General features: G+C 71.8%; 2 protein-coding genes and 1 pseudogene. 1 reads left to right on the top strand and 2 read right to left on the bottom strand.

Annotated elements, in window-relative coordinates; translation table 11 throughout:
- Both VF697_RS09160 and VF697_RS09155 read right to left on the bottom strand, forming a co-directional pair.
- A partial coding sequence (locus VF697_RS09160; RefSeq protein WP_414641264.1) for an A/G-specific adenine glycosylase occupies window positions 1–475 on the bottom strand: 475 nt, incomplete at its 3' end.
- A complete protein-coding gene (locus VF697_RS09155; protein WP_331093337.1) occupies window positions 472–1,281 on the bottom strand; it encodes an SDR family oxidoreductase in 810 nt (269 codons plus the stop codon). The genes VF697_RS09155 and VF697_RS09160, both read right to left, overlap by 4 nt.
- A gap of 113 nt (window positions 1,282–1,394) precedes the next feature.
- Between VF697_RS09155 and VF697_RS09150 the strand changes: the two are divergent.
- Window positions 1,395–1,660, top strand: a pseudogene (locus VF697_RS09150) (hypothetical protein); the annotation flags it as partial.

Here is a 1,660-nt window from a genome sequence, read left to right as displayed (position 1 = left end):
CCACGTTGCCGTCCACGAGGGGCGCGGGCTCACCGAAGGCGATGGAGGCTACGGCGCCCGAGGTGTAGCGGCCGAAGCCGGGGAGGGTGAGCAGCTCGGCGGCGGTGGAGGGCAGCCTGCCGCCGAAGCGGGCCACCACCTCCTGGGCGGCGCGGTGCAGGTTGCGCGCGCGCGAGTAGTAGCCGAGCCCCCGCCACCCGGCGAGCACGTCCGGCAGGGGCGCGGCGGCCAGGGCCTCCACCGTGGGGAAGCGCTGGAGGAAGCGCTCCCAGTAGGGGATGACGGTGGCCACCTGCGTCTGCTGCAGCATCACCTCGCTGAGCCAGATGGCGTACGGGTCGCGCGTGCGGCGCCAGGGCAGGTCGCGCTTCTGCCGGTCGTACCACTCCAGCAGCCGGGCGCGCAGGGAGTCGCGGCGCTCGGGCGCGATGAGGCGCTCGGGGGTGGGCTCCTTGCGCTTGCGCGGAGGGCTCATGGCTTCCTGGCGGGATTCGCGATGCGGCGGGCCACGTGGTCGAAGAGACCGGGGAGGAGCCGGTTGGCGAGCACCATGACGCGGCCGGGCAGGGTGAGGACCGTCTCGCGGCGCTTGCGGCGGCTGGCGCGCACCATGGCGGAGGCCACGGCCTCGGAGCTCATCGCATTCAAGGGGATGGTGTCCTGTTGCCAGCCCTCGGCGTTGAGGCGGGCGTCGCGGAACTCGGTCTCGGTGAGGCCCGGGGAGACGAGCAGCACGGAGATGCCCTCGGTGGCGAGCTCGGCGCGCAGCGACTCGGTGAGGAGGTTGACCGCGGCCTTGGAGGCGCCGTAGCCGCCGAGCAGCGGCAGGCCCCGGTGGCCCAGCACGGAGCTGACGTTGACCACCTGCGAGCCGGGGGCGCGCTTGCGCAGCAGGGGCAGGGCGGCGCGGGTGACGCGCACCAGGCCGAAGAAGTTGATGTCGAAGACCTGGCGCAGCTGCGCCTCGCCCAACGCCTCGACGGGGCCATAGAGGCCGAGCCCGGCGTTGTTGACGAGGACATCCAGCCCACCGAAGGCGGCCTCCGTCTCCCGCACGAGCCGCGCCACGTCCTCCTCCCGGGTGATGTCGCAGCGCACGGAGAGGGCCCGCACTCCGAGTGCCTCCACCTCGCGCGCGGCGTCCTGGAGCTGGGGCTCGCGACGGGCGGCGAGCACGATGTGGGCACCTCGGGAGGCATAGGCCTTCGCCGCCGCGCGGCCAATGCCGCTGGAGGCACCGGTGATGAGCACCACCTTGTCCTTGAAGTCTTGGGTCGCCATGGCGGCGCGCACCTTAGCGGCTCGCCCGAGCCGGAAAAGGACCTGGGGGGGCGTGCCTGCTCGCCTGTACATCTTCTAGAGAAGCGAGGGTCCGTCTAGGATGCGCGGCCTCCATGCGACGTGCTTTCAGCAACGACTTCTCCTGGTCCAAGAGCCGGCACGAGAAGCTCCAGGAATGCCAGCGGGCGTATTACTACTACTACTACCGCTCCTGGGGCGGCTGGGAGTCGGCCGCACCGAAGGAGGTGCGCGAGCTGTACGTGCTGAAGAAGCTGGGCAACCGCTACGCGTGGGCGGGCAGCGTGGTGCATGACGCCATCAAGGACGCGCTGCTGGACTGGCGCGCGGGGCGCTCGGTGGACGCGGCGAAGGTGGAGGC

It is taken from the genome of Archangium sp., assembly GCF_036388035.1.
Classification (GTDB): Bacteria; Myxococcota; Myxococcia; order Myxococcales; family Myxococcaceae; genus Archangium.
This window is presented reverse-complemented; position numbering and strand designations above follow the sequence as displayed.